The organism is Xanthobacter autotrophicus ATCC 700552 (assembly GCF_043194565.1).
GTDB lineage: Bacteria > Pseudomonadota > Alphaproteobacteria > Rhizobiales > Xanthobacteraceae > Xanthobacter > Xanthobacter autotrophicus_F.
The window spans coordinates 306,793-321,868 of record NZ_JBAFVS010000001.1; the positions used below are offsets into that span (position 1 = coordinate 306,793).

15 protein-coding genes are annotated in these 15,076 nt (G+C 67.0%); 6 read left to right on the forward strand and 9 right to left on the reverse strand.

What is annotated here, in order from left to right; all coding sequences use genetic code 11:
• Window positions 1–60: 60 nt before the first annotated feature.
• Window positions 61–828: an SDR family NAD(P)-dependent oxidoreductase gene (locus V5F48_RS01450; RefSeq protein ID WP_394039354.1), complete on the reverse strand. Its 768-nt coding sequence runs from the start codon at window positions 826–828 to the stop codon at window positions 61–63.
• A 244-nt stretch (window positions 829–1,072) separates the two neighbouring features.
• Here V5F48_RS01450 and V5F48_RS01455 point away from each other — a divergent pair, with 244 nt between their 5' ends.
• Complete coding sequence (locus tag V5F48_RS01455) at window positions 1,073–1,927, forward strand: N-acetylmuramoyl-L-alanine amidase (RefSeq protein ID WP_394039356.1); 855 nt, start codon at window positions 1,073–1,075, stop codon at window positions 1,925–1,927.
• A 30-nt stretch (window positions 1,928–1,957) separates the two neighbouring features.
• On the opposite strand, the gene V5F48_RS01460 is transcribed toward V5F48_RS01455, so the two are convergent.
• The 4 genes from V5F48_RS01460 to uvrC form a co-directional block, all read right to left on the reverse strand.
• Window positions 1,958–2,431 (reverse strand): molybdenum cofactor biosynthesis protein MoaE, encoded by a 474-nt coding sequence (locus V5F48_RS01460; RefSeq protein WP_394039358.1) that lies wholly within the window; start codon window positions 2,429–2,431, stop codon window positions 1,958–1,960.
• Between the two features lie 3 nt (window positions 2,432–2,434).
• The gene (gene moaD / locus V5F48_RS01465) at window positions 2,435–2,686 is read right to left on the reverse strand and encodes a molybdopterin converting factor subunit 1 (protein WP_012114366.1); all 252 of its coding nucleotides are present in this window, start codon (window positions 2,684–2,686) and stop codon (window positions 2,435–2,437) included.
• Window positions 2,683–3,324: a CDP-diacylglycerol--glycerol-3-phosphate 3-phosphatidyltransferase gene (gene pgsA / locus V5F48_RS01470; RefSeq protein WP_394039360.1), complete on the reverse strand. Its 642-nt coding sequence runs from the start codon at window positions 3,322–3,324 to the stop codon at window positions 2,683–2,685. Before pgsA ends, moaD begins: the two co-directional genes overlap by 4 nt.
• Window positions 3,325–3,448: 124 nt before the next feature.
• Window positions 3,449–5,638 (reverse strand): excinuclease ABC subunit UvrC, encoded by a 2,190-nt coding sequence (uvrC, locus tag V5F48_RS01475; protein WP_394039362.1) that lies wholly within the window; start codon window positions 5,636–5,638, stop codon window positions 3,449–3,451.
• Between the two features lie 279 nt (window positions 5,639–5,917).
• Here uvrC and V5F48_RS01480 point away from each other — a divergent pair, with 279 nt between their 5' ends.
• The 3 genes from V5F48_RS01480 to V5F48_RS01490 all read left to right on the forward strand — a co-directional run bounded on the left by V5F48_RS01480 (window position 5,918) and on the right by V5F48_RS01490 (window position 8,425).
• The gene (locus V5F48_RS01480; protein WP_394039364.1) at window positions 5,918–6,529 is read left to right on the forward strand and encodes an outer membrane protein; all 612 of its coding nucleotides are present in this window, start codon (window positions 5,918–5,920) and stop codon (window positions 6,527–6,529) included.
• A gap of 245 nt (window positions 6,530–6,774) precedes the next feature.
• On the forward strand, window positions 6,775–7,473 hold the full coding sequence (locus tag V5F48_RS01485; protein WP_394039366.1) for an outer membrane protein: 699 nt from the start codon (window positions 6,775–6,777) through the stop codon (window positions 7,471–7,473).
• A 217-nt stretch (window positions 7,474–7,690) separates the two neighbouring features.
• Window positions 7,691–8,425, forward strand: coding sequence for an outer membrane protein (locus V5F48_RS01490; RefSeq protein WP_394039368.1), 735 nt, complete (start codon window positions 7,691–7,693; stop codon window positions 8,423–8,425).
• A gap of 43 nt (window positions 8,426–8,468) precedes the next feature.
• Here V5F48_RS01490 and panD read toward each other — a convergent pair whose 3' ends face one another.
• Window positions 8,469–8,921 carry an aspartate 1-decarboxylase gene (panD, locus tag V5F48_RS01495; protein WP_394039370.1) on the reverse strand — a complete coding sequence of 151 codons (453 nt, stop codon included), beginning with the start codon at window positions 8,919–8,921 and terminating at the stop codon, window positions 8,469–8,471.
• A 307-nt stretch (window positions 8,922–9,228) separates the two neighbouring features.
• On the opposite strand from panD, the gene V5F48_RS01500 reads away from it, so the two are divergent.
• Both V5F48_RS01500 and V5F48_RS01505 read left to right on the forward strand, forming a co-directional pair.
• On the forward strand, window positions 9,229–10,275 hold the full coding sequence (locus V5F48_RS01500) for a Gfo/Idh/MocA family oxidoreductase (RefSeq protein WP_394039371.1): 1,047 nt from the start codon (window positions 9,229–9,231) through the stop codon (window positions 10,273–10,275).
• A gap of 220 nt (window positions 10,276–10,495) precedes the next feature.
• Window positions 10,496–11,680, forward strand: coding sequence for a DegT/DnrJ/EryC1/StrS family aminotransferase (locus V5F48_RS01505; protein WP_394039373.1), 1,185 nt, complete (start codon window positions 10,496–10,498; stop codon window positions 11,678–11,680).
• Between the two features lie 18 nt (window positions 11,681–11,698).
• Here V5F48_RS01505 and V5F48_RS01510 read toward each other — a convergent pair whose 3' ends face one another.
• The 3 genes from V5F48_RS01510 to V5F48_RS01520 all read right to left on the reverse strand — a co-directional run bounded on the left by V5F48_RS01510 (window position 11,699) and on the right by V5F48_RS01520 (window position 14,968).
• Window positions 11,699–12,205 (reverse strand): hypothetical protein, encoded by a 507-nt coding sequence (locus tag V5F48_RS01510; protein WP_394039375.1) that lies wholly within the window; start codon window positions 12,203–12,205, stop codon window positions 11,699–11,701.
• 158 nt (window positions 12,206–12,363) lie between these two features.
• Window positions 12,364–13,470, reverse strand: a complete 1,107-nt coding sequence (locus V5F48_RS01515; RefSeq protein WP_394039377.1) for a polyamine ABC transporter substrate-binding protein — start codon at window positions 13,468–13,470, stop codon at window positions 12,364–12,366.
• 97 nt (window positions 13,471–13,567) lie between these two features.
• A complete protein-coding gene (locus tag V5F48_RS01520; protein WP_394039379.1) occupies window positions 13,568–14,968 on the reverse strand; it encodes a glutamine synthetase family protein in 1,401 nt (466 codons plus the stop codon).
• Between the last annotated feature and the right edge of the window lie 108 nt (window positions 14,969–15,076).

Below are 15,076 nucleotides of genomic sequence, written 5' to 3' on the forward strand. Positions count from 1 at the left end.
TTAAGAGGCCGGTCCCTCAAGCGGAAGCGGGACCAGGCGGAATGGCGCGCCGCCGCGCCGTCACAGGGATGAGACGAGGTGGCCGCCATCGACCACCAGCGTCGTCCCGGTCACGTAGCGGGCGGCGTCGGAACACAGGAACAGGAGCGGACCCTCCAGATCGTCGAGGGTGCCGAGGCGGCGTGAGGGAATGCGCTTCACCAGCGCCTGGCCCGCCGGGCTCGCGAAGAACTCCCGGTTGAGGTCGGTTTCCACATAGCCGGGGCACAGGGCGTTGGCCTGGATGGAATAACGCGCCCATTCCAGCGCCATGGACTTGGTCAGCTGCACCAAAGCCGCCTTGGAAGCCGCATAGGCCGCCACCTGCCCGGCGATGCGTAGGCCAAGAATGGACGCCACATTGACGATACGGCCGCCGCGCCCCGCTTTCGCCATGGCGCGCGCGGCTTCCCGGCCCACCAGGAAGCCACCCTTCAGATTGGTGTCGAGGATGCGGTCCCACCCCTCGGCGGTCTCGTCCAGGAGCGGCGTGGTGCCGGTGACGCCTGCATTGTTGACAAGGATGTCGAGGCCGCCGAACGCCGCCACCACCTCGGCCACCGCCGCTGTGGCCGAAGCCTCGTCGCTCACGTCGAGGGCGATGGGCAGTGCGGTGCCGCCGGCGGCCTCGATACGGGCGCACAATGCGGCACAGGCGTCACGTCGGCGCGCCGCCACGGCCACGCGTGCTCCGGCGGCGGCCAGCCGCTCGGCGAAAAAGGCCCCGAGACCTCCGGACGCACCCGTCACCAAGGCGGAGCGACCGTCGAGCGAAACACGAAAATCCATGGAATGCGTCTCTGGATCGTTTCTCTCACCAGCGCAGGGACCGTTGGCCGGCTCTTCAGGAGGGCGCCCCTGTTTCATAGACGTGGCCCGCGGCGGGACGCAAGGGCCACCGCCCGTCGCGACGCATCCGTGTGGGGCTCAGCGCACATCCCCGGATACCGGGATGCGGAATACACAACTAAAGATTGAATTTATTATTTAAGCAATCATAGGATGCCGCTCCACTTGACGCTGGGAGGGGGTCATGGGCTTCACCATCAACACACGCCATCGACTGGAACAGGACGGCCGCGCGGTCGAACGCATCGCTTCGCCGGCGGCGCACACCGGCGGTACGTTCGGTCAGACGCCGCACATCCTCATCATGCATTTCACCTACGGCGCCTCGGCCCGCTCCAGCGCCTCCTGGTTCCAGGATCCGGACAACAGGTCCAAATCCTCCGCCCATGTGGTCGTCGACCGCGACGGCGCGGTGATCCAGTGCGTGGACTTCGACACCGCCGCCAACCATGCCGGCCAATCGAGCTGGGGCGGGCTGACCTCGTTCAACAACAAGTCGTTCGGCATCGAGCTTGCCAACTGGGGCTATCTGAAGCCCGGTCCCGGCGGGAGCTGGACCTCCTATACCAACGTGCCCATCGCCAGCCCCTTCCTCGCCGCCCACAAGAACGGCAATCCCTATCGTCCATCAGACGCGCCCATCGGCTGGGAGCCCTATTCCCCCGAGCAGATGGCGACGGCGGTGGCCATCGCCCGGGCGCTCGCGGCCAAATACGGCGTGGACACCATCCTCGGGCATGACGACATCGCCCGCGGCCGCAAGTGGGACCCCGGCCCGGCCTTCGACATGGCGCGGTTCCGCAACCAGGTGCTGGGCGACCGCGCCATTGACGGGCCGAACACCTTGACGGTGCGCTCGCCCACCGGCCTCAACCTTCGGCAGGGTGCGGGCACGGAGTTCGCGATGATCGAACAGCTCGCCGACGGCACGCAGGTGGCACCCATCGAGCAACGTGGCAATTGGCTGTTCGTGAACGTGCTCGACGAGGAAGGCGTGGCGCAGAAATCCGGCTGGGTCCACGGCGCGTTCCTCGCCTGAAGGCGGAACCCGAGTGACGGCTGGGCGCGGTCAGTCCTGCGCCCAGCGGTCCGCCGCCGCGTCGTCGCTGGCCTTGGCCTCGACCCATCCGCCAGCTTCAGCGCCGTCCGCCCGCTCCTCCTTCTTCCAGAAGGGGGCGCTGGTCTTCAGCCAGTCCATGAGGAACTCGGCCGCAGCGAAGGCCGCCGCCCGATGCGCCGAGGCGGTGGCGACGAAGACGATGGGGTCGCCCGGCACCAGCCGCCCGTGCCGGTGCACCACGATGGCGCCCAAAAGCGGCCAGCGCGCGCGGGCCTCGGCCAGGTGGCGCTCGATCTCCTCTTCCGCCATGCCGGGATAATGCTCCAGCGTGAGCGCTGCGAGCCCTGTCCCGCCCGCCCCGGCATCGGCCCGGCACAGGCCGGTGAAGGTGACGATGCCGCCCACGTCGGTGCGCCCCTGCGCGAGGCGCGCCACCTCGGCCGCCGCATCGAACGGCGCGTCCTGGATGCGGACGGAAAACACCGCTCAGCCTCCGGTCATGGGCGGGAAGAAGGCCACTTCCCGCACCCCGGCGAGCGAGGCATCCGGCTTGACGTGGCGCCGGTCGAGGGCGGCGCGTACCACCGCCGCATTCTCGAAGGCGTAGGCATGGGCCTCGTCGCGGCCGGCGAGCCAGCGGGCGAGATCGGCCACGGTGGCCACCTCGGCGGGCGGCGCCACCTCTTCCTCCGCCAGCCCGACGCGCTCGCGCAGCCAGGCGAAATACAGGATTTTCACCGCTCGTCCTCCACCAGATGGCGGGCGCCGGCCCGGAAATAATCATAGCCGGTGTAGAGCGTGAGCACGGCAGCGACCCACAGCAGGGTCAGCCCCACCAGGTTCACCCCCGGCAGCACGCTTTCCCCCGCCGGCCCGGTGATCAGCACGCCCACGGCCACAAGCTGGAGCGTGGTCTTCCACTTGGCGAGGCGGGACACCGGCACCGAGACCCTAAGCTCGGCCAGGAACTCGCGCAGGCCGGAGACCAGGATCTCCCGGCACAGGATGACGATGGCCGCCCACAGGGACCAGCCGCGGATGGTACCGTCGGAGGCGAACATCAGAAGGCAGGTGGACACCAGCAGCTTGTCGGCGATGGGGTCCAGCATCCGCCCGATGGCCGATTGCTGCGACCAGGCGCGGGCGAGATAGCCGTCGAAGAAATCCGTGACCGCCGCGGCGATGTAGAGCGCGAGCGCCACCCAGCGCAGCCACAGCCCGCCGGCCAGGATGTCCGACCAGAACAGGCAGGCCGCCACCAGCGGCACCGCCACGCAGCGCGAATAGGTGAGGATATTGGGCAGCGACAGGGCGTGGCTCCGCCCGCCCTGTTCGGGCGCGGACGAGGTGGGGGAACGGGTCGCTGCCTCTACCATCGGGTCTCTTCGTCGGTCGGATGCCGCCTCTGTGTCCGCGCCCCAAGGGAGGCGGACGGCTTCTATTTAGGCTGCGCGGGCGGCCGGCGGAAGCCTCCGCGCAAAACGAGCGGATTGATTGGGCTCACCCGGGCGGCCGTTCGTGAAAATAATCATACACCGCCTTGGCGGTCGCGGCATTGATGCCGGCCACCTGCTCCAGATCGGCCAGCGATGCCCGCTCGATGGCCTTCAGGGTGCCGAAATGGCGCAGCAGCGCGCGCTTGCGGGTGGGCCCGACGCCGGCGATGGCCTGGAGCCCGGCTTCCGTAATGTCCTTCTTCCTCCGCGCGCGGTGGGAGCCGATGGCGAAGCGGTGGGCCTCGTCGCGCAGGCGCTGGATGAAATAGAGCACCGGATCGCGCGGCTCCATGCGGAACGGCGTGCGGCCGGGCAGGAAGAATTGCTCGCGCCCGGCCTCGCGGTCGAGGCCCTTGGCGATGCCCACCAGCGGCACGTCGGTGATGCCCAGTTCGTCCAGCACCGTGCGCGCCGCATTGAGCTGGCCCAGGCCGCCGTCGATGAGCACGAGGTCCGGCCACGGCGAGGCTTCGGTGGCGTCGGGGAGCGCGTCCGCCTCTTCCGGAGCGTCGCCGGACACCTCGGGAGGAAGCTCCTCGACCAACGGGTTCGCCACGACGTCCCCGCCCCGCGCGGGAGCGGGCTGAGGCAAGGGCGCGGTGGTGGCGGGCAACGCAGCTTCGGCCTCCCCCTCCCCTGCCCCCTCTTCCGCCCCCTCGCGCGGCGCCTCCTTCAGCAGCCGCGAGAAGCGGCGGCGCAGCACCTCGCGCATCATGCCGAAATCGTCGCCAGGCACGATGTCCGCCGACTTGATGTTGAACTTGCGATATTGGGATTTGCGGAAGCCTTCCGGCCCCGCCACGATCATGCCGCCCACCGCATTGGTGCCCATGATGTGGGAATTGTCATAGACCTCGATGCGCCGCGGCGGAGCCTTGAGGCCAAAGGTGGCGGCCACCCCCTCCAGCAGCTTGGTCTGGGTGGCGCTCTCCGCCAGCGTGCGGGCCAGGGCCTCGCGGGCGTTCTGGAGCGCGTGGTCCACGAGGTCGCGCTTCTCGCCGCGCTGGGGCGCCGCGATCTCGATCCGATGCCCGGTCTTTTCCGAAAGGGCCTCGGCCAGAAGCCCCTGCTCCTCCACCTTGTGGGACAACAGGATGAGGCGCGGGCAGGGCTTGTCCTCGTAGAACTGCCCGAGGAAGGCGCCCAACACCTCGGCTTCCGACAGCGAACGGTCGGCGCGGGGGTAATAGGCGCGATTGCCCCAGTTCTGGCCGGTGCGGAAGAAAAACACCTCCACGCAGGTGGCACCGCCCTGCTGGTGGCAGGCGAACACGTCCGCCTCCTCCACCCCGCGCGGGTTGATGCCCTGCGAGCCCTGCACGGCCGAGAGCGCGGCGAGGCGATCGCGCAGGCGCGCGGCGCGCTCGAACTCCAGCTCCTGGGACGCCGCCTCCATCTCCAGCGCCAGCTCTTCCTTGATGGCGCGGGAGCGGCCGGACAGGAAGGCGCGGGCCTCGCGCACCAGCTGGGCGTAATCGGCGGGGCTCACCTCGCCGGTGCAGGGGCCGGCGCAGCGCTTGATCTGGTGGAGGAGGCACGGCCGGGTGCGGTTCTCGTAATAGCTGTCGGAGCACGAACGCAGCAGGAAGGCCCGCTCCAGCGCATTGATGGTGCGGTCCACCGCCCACACGCTGGCGAACGGCCCGTAATAATCCCCCGGCCGGTTGCGCGCGCCGCGATGCTTGGTGATCTGCGGCGCTTCGTGATCGGCGGTGATGAGGATGTAGGGGAACGACTTGTCATCCCGCAGCAGCACGTTGAAGCGCGGCTTCAGCTGCTTGACGAGATTGGCCTCCAGCAGCAGCGCTTCCGGCTCCGTGCGGGTGGAGACGAACTCCATGGAGGCGGTGGCGGCGATCATCCGCGCGATGCGGTTGGTGTGGCCCACCGGTCGCGTATAGCTCAGCACCCGCTTCCTGATGCTCTTGGCCTTGCCCACATAGAGCACGGAATTGTCCGCCGCGATCATGCGATAGACGCCCGGCCCCGCAGGCGCATGCTTGACCGCGCGGATGATGGCGTCGCGCCCGCTGGCAAGGCTTTCCGCGCCGGGCGGCGGCGCCTCGGTGGCGTCGAGGATGAGAAGGCCCGCCTCGTCCGCCGCCTCCATCTCGTCCGATTCGGGCGCAAGGGCGGCCTGATCGTCGCGGGCGAAGGCGACCTCGGGCGGGTCGATGGGGCGTCTGCCGGTCATGGAGCCTATGTAGTGCGCCCGGCCGCCGGAGGGAATCTCCCCCCGAGCCATGGGCGTTAAGACACGCTCAACCACGCCGCCAACGCCTGACCTACCCTGGTGGTGGACAACGCGCCGCGATCCATATTTTTTCGTTTTAAATCATGGCCTTACGAAATTAACAGCCCGTTAGGCATGCGCGCGGCGGGCCTCTTGGAGACAGGATTGGGCAAGGTTCGTCTGCAAGGGTGCGTCGACTGCCGGGGCGAAAAGGCCGGCAGGACCCCTGGAGGACAGTTCATGCGTTCCCGTCTGCTTGCTTCCGCCACGCTTCTGGCGGGCGTCGTGCTCGCCGCTCCGGCGGTCGCAGCCGACCTTTCCGGTCGCTATCCCGCGCCCTACGTGCAGCCCGTCGCGGCCTTCACCTGGACCGGCTTCTACATCGGCGCCAATGCCGGCTACGGCTGGGGCTCCACCGTGAACAGCGATCCGGGCGGCTTCATCGGCGGCTTCCAGGCCGGCTACAATTTCCAGTTCGCCAGCCCGTTCGTGCTGGGCCTCGAAACCGACTTCAACTTCTCCGGCCTGTCCGCCGGAGGGTACAGCCTGGACTATCTCGGCACCGTGCGGGCGCGCCTCGGCTGGTCGTTCGACCGCGTGCTGGTCTACGGCACCGGCGGCTTCGCCTACGGCCAGAGCAGCCTTGATGTGCTCGGCCTCTCCTCCAGTTCCACCCAGACCGGATGGACCATCGGCGCCGGCGCTGAAGTCGCCTTCGACCGCAACTGGAGCGCGCGCGCTGAGTATCTTTACGTAGACCTTGGCAGTGCAACCTATCCGACAGTCATCGGCCCCGTGGAAAGCGGCATCAACGCCAATATTCTACGGGCAGGCGTGAATTATCGCTTCTGAAAGCAAGGCATGACCCAAGGGCAAAGATTGAGGCGAAACCTTGCCACCGTCTCATGTTTGCCGCTTTTACCAAAGGTCACGCCACAAAGCTGAACAAGTGCTAGGACTTTGCCACATCTCCGCCCGGTTTGATTTGGGGGGTGTGGCCCGTTCGCTACAGACGACCGCATCACCTGGCTGTATGACGTAACCACTCGTCGGCGAGGCCCCCGGGCTGGACCGATTGACCAACAAAGGTATCGATCATGTTGAAGCGTGCACTCCTGGGCGCCACCGCCCTCGCCCTCCTCGCCGGCTCTGCGTCCGCGGCGGATCTCGCCACCCGCTATCCCGTGAAGGCGGCGCCCATCCCGGTGCAGACTTTCTCCTGGACCGGCTTCTACATCGGCGGCAACGTCGGCTGGGGCTGGGCTGACAACACCTACGACGTCACCCCGTTCGGCTCGCTCGTCGGCTATTCCTACAGCCCCGGCACCAGCAACGGCTTCATCGGCGGCTTCCAGGTCGGCTACAATTACCAGTTCGCCAACAACGTCGTGATCGGCGTCGAGGCCGACCTGGACTGGTCCGACATCGGCAGCTCCACCATCGTGACCGGCGGCCCGTTCACCGGCGGCGAAATCTCGCAGAACATTGACTATTTCGGCACGATCCGCGCCCGCCTCGGCTACGGCATCGACCGCTTCCTGCCCTACATCACCGGCGGCGCGGCCTGGGCGAAGAGCAACTTCTCCGACTTCTACGGCTACAGCTACAACAACACCAAGTGGGGTTGGAGCGCTGGTGCCGGCGTCGAGTACGCCATCACCAACAACTGGACGGTCAAGGCCGAGTATCTCTATCTCGGCTTCGAGAAGAGCAGCACCAACGACTTCTTCGGCGACACCTATTCCGTCGGCTCGAACCTCAGCACCGCCAAGCTGGGCGTGAACTACAAGTTCTGATCCCGCGCCAGCGCGAGACGTTTCGTGACGTGAAGGGGCTCCCGGCCATGCCGGGAGCCCTTTTCATTTTGGCCAACCCGCACCGGCGGACGCACGCATTCGTGAATGCGAATCGGCCCCCGCCACCGCTTTGCCGCCAAGCCGCCCTTGCCTCGCCCGCGCAACGGGCCAAGTTGAAAGTGGAAACACGCGGGAGCGGAGACGCGGGAGCGCGGCCATGGGACGGAAAGTCTTCGGCGAATCGGGCAACGCCCCTTGGGGTGCGCGTATTGCCATGCCCGGATTTGCCCTGCCCGCACTCGTCCTGCTCGCGCTTGCGGCGGCGTTGTCGGCCGGACCCGCCGCGGCGGCCGATCTGGGACGCCCGATGCCCCCATCGATTCCTGCGGCGGTTCCTGCCCCGGTGTTTTCGTGGACCGGCTTTTATATCGGCGCCAATGCCGGCTATGGCTGGGGCTCGGGCCAGGATGCCCTCGGCGTTGCCGGCGTCGACCCCAAGGGGTGGTTCGGCGGCGGCCAGGTCGGCTACAATTACCAGTTCGGCAACAATGTCGTGGCCGGCATCGAGGCGGACATTCAGGGCGGCGACATCAGCGGCCATGCGGCCGGCCCCCTCGGAGGCCAGCTTGGCGTACTCGGCCTGTCCAGCACCCTCGATACATTCGGCACGGTGCGCGGCCGGCTCGGCTATGCCTTCGGCCCGATCCTGCCGTATGTCACCGGCGGCTTTGCCTGGGGCAACAATTCCATCGACTATCTGGGCGCCAGCCAGTCGCAGACCCACACCGGCTGGACCGCGGGCGCCGGCATCGAATATGCGCTCACCGACCACTGGACTGCGAAGACCGAATATCTCTACACGGATCTCGGCTCCAAGTTCTACGACACAATCGGCGCCAGCGCCGGCGTGACCTCGCAGACCGCCAAAATCGGCATCAACTACAAGTTCTGATCAGGCGCGGGCTGGTCGGGTTGTTCAGATCACGTTGTTCAGATCACGAGGCATCGACCCTGAGCGGGATCGGCTTCTCCTCGCCCCGCTCGTCGCGCACGGCGAAGTGGTAGGCGCCGTGGCTGTCGCGCGTCACCTCGTAGGTGAGGCGGCCGACCACGCGATTGTCCTTGTCAAAGGTCAGGACGCGCGGGCGCAGCGTCACGATCTCCCCTTCCGTCACATAGACCGAATTGCAGATGATGACCTCGTCGCCCGGCTGGCAGGTGCGGGCGGCGGCGCCGTTGAGCACGCAGCAGCGCGAGCCACGCTCGCCGAGGATGACATAGGTGGAGATGCGCGCACCGGAATTGCGGTTCCAGATCTCGACGAATTCGAGCGGCAGGATCCCCGCCTGCTCGCAATGCTCGGGATCAAGCGTGATGGAGCCGTGATAATTGAGGTCGGCCCCCGTCACGGTGAGCCCGTGCAGCTTGCCGGCGACGATCTTGCGCATGTTCTGCCGTCCTCCCCTCCAGATCGGTCCAACCCACCTTGCGCCAATGATCCGGCCGCGGGTGGTGCTGCGTTGTCTTGACGCGACCCAGGTTCCATCGCGCTTGAAGACCCGTGCGAAAAGCGCGCTGTGATAAGCCCTGCGGCCCGCCGAGGGAAGAGGCGCGCCATGCGCCGGCGCGACATGCCGGTAACACGGCGATGCAATTCTTGAACGTGGCGGGAGCGTGGATTTGACGCCGCTCCTCGCCTTTTAAACGATGATCGTGCTAGAGCCCGCATTCGTTGAATGATGGATGAGGGCTGAAATGGCTCATACGGCAGCGCCCGGCACGGAGCGCGCCCAGAAGCGCCCGGCCGACACCGAGCGGGTGCGCATCGGCGTCACGGGTATCGGCATCATGGGCTCCAACCACGCCCGCGTGCTGTCCCAGCTTCCCGGCGTGGAACTCGTCGCCGTGGCCGATCCGGACCAGGAGCAGGCGCAGCGCGTCGCCAACTTCCTCGGCTGCCGGGCGGTGGGCGACCATCGCGCCCTGCTTGACCTCGGCCTCGACGCCGTGGTGGTGGCCGCGCCGACCCATCTGCACCACCCCATCGCCCTCGACGTGATCGCCGCCGGCTGCTCGGTGCTGGTGGAAAAGCCCGTCGCCTCCACGGTGGAGGAAGGCCGCGAGATCGTCGCCGCCGCCCGCGACAAGGGCGTGACGCTGATGGTCGGCCATGTGGAGCGCTTCAATCCCGCCGTCCGGGCGGTGAAGGACGCCATCCGCGACGAGAACCTGCTCTCCATCGCCATCACCCGCGTGGGGCCGTTCCCGCCGCGCATGTCCAACGTGGGCGTGGTGATCGACCTTGCCGTGCACGACATCGACCTCATCCGCTGGTTCACCGGCTCGGATATCCTTGAGGTGCAGCCGCAGACCTCGGCCGCCATCGCCGAGCGGGAGGACATCGCCCTCCTGCAGTTCCGCACCACCTCGGGGGTGCTCGCCCACATCAACACCAACTGGCTGACGCCCTTCAAGGCGCGCACGGTGCATGTGGCGACCCGCAAGAAGTACGTGATCGGCGATCTCCTGACCCGCCAGGTGACCGAGCATTTCGACTACCGGCCGGACGGCTCCTATTCCACCCGCCACCTGCCGGTGGCCTATGCCGAGCCGCTGCGCGCGGAGCTGGAGAACTTCATCTCCGCCGTGCGCACCGGCCGCGCGCCGGAAGTGACCGGCGAGGAAGGCGTATCGAGCCTGGAAATCGCCATCTCCTGCCTGCCCGGCTCGGCCGCCGCCAAGGCTGCGCCCGAGACCGCGCTATCCGAGACCACGGCCGAGAAGCGCCGCGCCCTGGGCTGAACCCCAGCGTGCGGGCCGGGGCGGCCACGGCGGCCTCCGGAGCCGCGCGCTTCGCACCGGCACGCGTCAGACCCACGCGTCAGACCAGGGGCCGTGAGCCTGTCTCATCGGCCCTTGTCCCAGCCCGCGCGACGCCCGGTCGAAGCTCGGGCCGTTGCAGAGCGCCCCGCCGCACCTGCGCCATTCCGCCCGCCCGACGGGTACCTGACAGGGATCATCCATGACGTCTCCCGCGACGGCCCAGACCACCACGGCTCCCAGCACGACTCAGAATGCCCCCATCCCCTTCATCGACCTTGCCGCCCAGCGTGCGCGCATCGGCGCCCGCATCGACGAGAAGGTGCTGGACGTGCTCGCCTCCTGCCGGTTCGTGAACGGGCCGGAAGTGGGCGCCTTCGAAGCGCAGCTCGCCGCCTTCGCCGGCGCCAAGCATGCCGTCTCGTGCTCCAGCGGCACCGATGCGCTGGCGCTGCTGCTGATGGCCTGGGGCGTAAAGGCGGGCGACGCGGTGTTCTGCCCGGCCTTCACCTTCTGCGCCACCGCCGAGGTGGTGCCCTATGTGGGCGCGACCCCGGTGTTCGTGGACGTGAAGGCAGACACCTTCAACATGGACCCGGACAGCCTGGAACTGGCCATCGCGGTGGCCATCGAGCAGGGGCTGACCCCGCGCGTGGTGATCCCGGTGGACCTGTTCGGCCAGCCGGCGGACTATGACGCCATCCTGCCCATCGCGCAGAAGCACGGCCTGAAGGTGCTGTGCGACACGGCCCAGGGCTTCGGCGGCACCTGGAACAACAAGCGCACCGGCTCCATCGGCGATGCCACCGCCACCTCCTTCTTCCCGGCCAAGCCGCTCGGCTGCTACGGCGACGGCGGCGCCATCCTCACCGACGACGCGGAGCTGGTCGCCGTGCTCAAGAGCCTGCGCGAGCACGGCCAGGGCGTGGACAAATACCAGAACGTGCGCATCGGCATGACGGGCCGCCTCGACACCATCCAGGCGGCGGTGCTGATCGAGAAGCTCGCCATCTTCGAGGAGGAGATCGCGGCGCGCGACCGGGTGGCGCGCCGCTACAACGAACTGCTCAAGGATGTCGCCACCGTGCCGGCGGTGGACCAGCGCGCCACCTCGGTGTGGGCGCAATACACCATCCGCCTCGCCCCCGGCGTGCGCGACGGCCTTGCCGACAGGCTGAGGGCGCAGGGCGTGCCCACGGCGGTCTACTACCGCCTGCCCATGCACCTGCAGCCGGCCTACAAGCACTATCCCTCCGCCGGCGCCATCCTGCCCGTGTGCGAGACCCTGGCGGAGGAGGTCATCTCCCTGCCCATGCACGCTTATCTCGACGAGACCACGCAGGACCGCATCGTCGCGGCGGTGAAGCAGGCCCTCGCCGAGGGGTGAGTAGGCCGCGGCGGAGGCTCAACGCCCCGCCGGCAGCGGACGCTGGACGAGGTCGAAGACCTCGCCGGCGTTGGCAATGCCGAGAAATTTGAGCCCCTCTTTCTCTGGTCCGAACAGGATCGTGCCCTGCTCCCGATTCCCATCGAGAGTGACCGCGCCGATGTGCGCGCGGTCCAGCGCGACAAAACGGCCTTTGCCTCGCTCGTTCCACATGAGCACGCGACGGTCCGTTACTGCGTAGAAGGTCAGCTTCCTCGACCAGGCATCATAGAAATATCGTCCCACCAGCATGTAGACGGCGATGATGATGAAGGGGGCTGCGACAAGATTGAATAATGCCGGACCATCGGACGGCAGGCTGAACAGCCCGAATGCGGGTATGCCGCCCCAGAGCAAGAAAAAGAAAGTTGTATAGATATCCCCGCGCGTGAAGACGATGCCTTGCTTCGGCTGGCCAGCCCATAAGATCCGCTCACCGGGGAGAAGCTGACCGGTAAGGCGCATCTCCGCTTCAAACAACGCCATCGCCTTCTGCCTCCGCCCGCGAGGCGACTGCGCCGCCCGATCTCAACCTGCGAAGGCATACAACAAACGCAACCCTGGCGGGAACGCAAACGGCGGGACGTTTGGTCGCCCCGCCGTTTCGTCCTGTCATACCGGTGGCCAGCAATCAGCCCTAGCCTTCACTTGCCGCGCTTGAAGCTGTTCCAGGTCTTGGTGATGACCCGCTGCACCGCCGGCTCGTTGGTGGTGACGATGAACAGCCGCTCGAACGTGTCCTTGTCCGGGTAGATGGACGGATTGTTCAGGATGTCCTTGTCGATGAACTTCTGCGATTCCAGGTTGCCGTTGGCATAGGAGATGAAGTTCGTATTCTTCGCCGCCACTTCCGGCCGCATCATGTAGTTGATGAAGACAAGGGCGTTGTCTACGTTCTTCGCATCCTTGGGGATGGCGAAGTTGTCGAACCACATGAGCGCGCCCTCCTTCGGGATCACGTAGCTCACGTTCACCAACTGCCTCTTGGTCTTCTTCGCGGCCTCTTCGGCGCGGGTCTTGGCCTGGAAAATGTCACCCGACCAGCCCAGGGCCAGACAGATGTCGCCGCGCGCCAGGGCATTGATATAGCCCGAAGAATCAAACTTCTTGATATAGGGGCGAACCTTCATCAGAAGCTCGCCAGCCTTGGCGATGTCGTCCGGGTTCTTGGAATTGGGATCGATCCCCAGATACTTCATGGCGGAGGGGATCACCTCCTCCGGGCCGTCCAGGAAATAGACGCCGCAATCCTTCAGCTTGGAAAGAATTTCCGGCTTGAACACGATGTCCCATGTATTCATGGGAATGTCGCCGAGCCGTTCCTTCACCTTGTCCACGTTGAAGCCGATGCCGGTGGTGCCCCACATGTAGTTGACGGCGTGGGCATTGTCCGGATCGTAGACGGCGAGGCGCTTGGTCACCTCCGGCCAGGCATATTGCAGGTTCGGGATCTTCGACTTGTCGAGGGTCAGGAAGATGCCCGCCTTGATCTGGCGCTGGAGGAAGGAGCCGGTGGGCACGACCACGTCGTAGCCGGTCTTGCCCGCGAGCAGCTTCGTCTCCAGCACCTCGTTGCTGTCGAAGACGTCATAGCGGACCTTGATGCCGGTTTCCTTGGTGAAGTCCTCCAGCACCGTCGGATCGATATAGTCCGACCAGTTGAAGATGTTGATGACCTTGTCCTGGGCCGAAGCCGCGCCGGTCAGGCTCAGCGTGGCCAGTAGAACTGCCGCTACGAAATGACGACGCATCCGCCGTTCTCCTCTGGAAAGGGGGGTTGTTTTCCTTCGCCCCATGAGGCCAAGGCTATGGTGTCGCGACGGGGTCCTCAACAGGAAACGCGGGGCTTCACAGATAGGTTTCGTACTCCAATGGCAGAATGACCCTGCGGAAGGCGCCAAGCTCCTCCCGCTTCATCGCCGCATAGATGCGCCGGTAATCCACACCAAAATTTCGGGCGATAAAGTCCGAGGCGGCAAAGCGTGCCACCGCTACCTCCATGTCGGGGGACAGGCGCTCGCCTTCATGCTCGTAGGCGTTGCCTTCCAGCGGCGGCGGCGGCTCGATGCCCTGCTCCAGGCCTTCCAGCATGCCGGCGAGGATGGCGGCGAGCACGAGGTGAGGGTGGGCCTCCGCCCCGGCGATGCGGTGCTCCAGCCGGCGGGCGTGGCGCGGCCCGTTGGGCACGCGCACCGCCACCAGGCGGTTGTCGAAGCCCCAGCTCGCCGATGTCGGCGCGTAGCTGCCCGGCACCAGGCGGCGATAGCCGTTGAAGCTCGGCACGAAGATCAGCGTCGCGTCGGCCATGCTGGCGAGCAGGCCCCCCGCCGCGTGGCGCAGGGCTTCGTCTCCCACGCCGCCCTCGCGGGCAAACAGGTTGCCGCCGGCCTGCTCCATCAGGCTCACATGGACGTGCATGCCGTTGCCGGCAAAATCCGCCAGCGGCTTGGCCATGAAGCTGGCCTTCAGCCCGTGCCGGCGCGCCACGCCGTCGATCAGCCGGCGCAGCAGCACCGCGTCGTCGGCGGCGCCGAGCGCATCCACCCGGTGGTAGAGATTGACCTCGAATTGCCCCGGCGCCGCCTCCGAGATCACGGTATCGGCGGGCAGCCCCTGCACCACGCAGGCGGCGCGCATGTCGTGCAGCACCTCGGCGAAGGCGTCGAGGTCGGACATGGCATACATGTTCTGCCGCGCCTGCCCGGTGGCCCGGAACACCGGCTCGGGCGGCGCGCCCGGCACGTCGGACGGCTTCAGCAGGTAGAATTCCAGCTCGAAGGCGACGCAGGGGATGAGCCCGCGCGCGGCGAAGCGGTCCACCACGGCGGCGAGCTGCTGGCGCGGATCGAGCTTCCACGGCCTGCCGCGGGCCGAGCCGTCCGGCTCGTGCATGGTGATGAGCACCTGCGCGGTGGGGCGCAGCGCCCAGGGCACCGGCTTCAGCGTGCCGGGCACCGGCCAGCACAGGCCATCCTTGTCCCCGGTCTCCATATGGATTTCGGTGGCCTCCACCTCGCAGCCCCAGATGTCGAGGCCGAAGATGGAGAGCGGGATCGCCACCCCGTCCTTCCAGATCTTGCCGAGGGAATGGCCCGGAATCCACTTGCCCCGCAGCACCGCCGAGGTGTCGGGCAGGAGAACCTCCACCACGTCCGGCGCGCCGAAGGCCGTCAGATAATCCGCCACCTCGTCCGTGACCCCGGGGGCCGCGGCATCGTCGGGTCGACGGTCTGGAACCTGGACCTGCATGACACTCCATTCGAAAAAACGTCGTTTCCCTGTGCATCCAAGCGCGAAGCGCGGGAACCTTCAAGCGCGACGATGATTATGCACCTGCAGCGGCACTGCGCGAGCCGG

What these genes read in the sequence shown, in the direction of transcription:
- V5F48_RS01455 (WP_394039356.1), top strand. Translation starts at nt 1,073, where the DNA reads ATGGGCTTCACCATCAACACACGCCATCGACTGGAACAGGACGGCCGC.
- pgsA (WP_394039360.1), bottom strand. Translation starts at nt 3,324, where the DNA reads ATGGTAGAGGCAGCGACCCGTTCCCCCACCTCGTCCGCGCCCGAACAG.
- V5F48_RS01515 (WP_394039377.1), bottom strand. Translation starts at nt 13,470, where the DNA reads ATGCGTCGTCATTTCGTAGCGGCAGTTCTACTGGCCACGCTGAGCCTG.
- V5F48_RS01505 (WP_394039373.1), top strand. Translation starts at nt 10,496, where the DNA reads ATGACGTCTCCCGCGACGGCCCAGACCACCACGGCTCCCAGCACGACT.
- uvrC (WP_394039362.1), bottom strand. Translation starts at nt 5,638, where the DNA reads ATGACCGGCAGACGCCCCATCGACCCGCCCGAGGTCGCCTTCGCCCGC.
- V5F48_RS01500 (WP_394039371.1), top strand. Translation starts at nt 9,229, where the DNA reads ATGGCTCATACGGCAGCGCCCGGCACGGAGCGCGCCCAGAAGCGCCCG.
- V5F48_RS01450 (WP_394039354.1), bottom strand. Translation starts at nt 828, where the DNA reads ATGGATTTTCGTGTTTCGCTCGACGGTCGCTCCGCCTTGGTGACGGGT.
- V5F48_RS01485 (WP_394039366.1), top strand. Translation starts at nt 6,775, where the DNA reads ATGTTGAAGCGTGCACTCCTGGGCGCCACCGCCCTCGCCCTCCTCGCC.
- V5F48_RS01490 (WP_394039368.1), top strand. Translation starts at nt 7,691, where the DNA reads ATGGGACGGAAAGTCTTCGGCGAATCGGGCAACGCCCCTTGGGGTGCG.
- V5F48_RS01510 (WP_394039375.1), bottom strand. Translation starts at nt 12,205, where the DNA reads ATGGCGTTGTTTGAAGCGGAGATGCGCCTTACCGGTCAGCTTCTCCCC.
- V5F48_RS01480 (WP_394039364.1), top strand. Translation starts at nt 5,918, where the DNA reads ATGCGTTCCCGTCTGCTTGCTTCCGCCACGCTTCTGGCGGGCGTCGTG.
- V5F48_RS01520 (WP_394039379.1), bottom strand. Translation starts at nt 14,968, where the DNA reads ATGCAGGTCCAGGTTCCAGACCGTCGACCCGACGATGCCGCGGCCCCC.
- panD (WP_394039370.1), bottom strand. Translation starts at nt 8,921, where the DNA reads ATGCGCAAGATCGTCGCCGGCAAGCTGCACGGGCTCACCGTGACGGGG.